1 protein-coding gene is annotated in these 378 nt (G+C 55.6%); it reads left to right on the top strand.

Translation table 11 applies throughout. The annotated features are described in order from the left end of the window. Positions 1–378, top strand: a 378-nt coding sequence (locus LC431_RS26240) for a transposase (RefSeq protein ID WP_223510488.1), incomplete at both ends; no start/stop codon positions are given.

The raw sequence follows: 378 nt of genomic DNA, 5'->3' as shown, positions 1-378 counted from the left end.
ACGGACTGACACTCAATGCCGTCGATGGCGTAGTCTGGCATACGCAGGACACGCCTGAAAATGCAGAGGCCTTCGGTAAGGCTTCGAACCAGCACGGCGAACGCGGATATCCTCAGGTCCGCATGGTATGCCTGATGGAACTGAGCAGTCACCTGTTGCGGGCCAGTGTGATGGACAGTTACGACGTGAACGAGATGCGCCTGGCGGCAAAGCTGGCAGACAGCGCGCCGGATAACAGTATTACGCTGTTTGATAAGGGTTTTTACTCTTTAGGCCTGCTACATGACTGGCATAATGCGGGCGAAAATCGCCACTGGCTGACGCCGCTGAAAAAGAACACGCAGTACGAGGTGGTGTGTAAGCTGGGCAAACAGGACG

Origin of the sequence: Rahnella sp. GSA61A, assembly GCF_019969905.1 — a bacterium.
Classification (GTDB): Bacteria; Pseudomonadota; Gammaproteobacteria; order Enterobacterales; family Enterobacteriaceae; genus Rahnella; species Rahnella aceris.
This window is presented reverse-complemented; position numbering and strand designations above follow the sequence as displayed.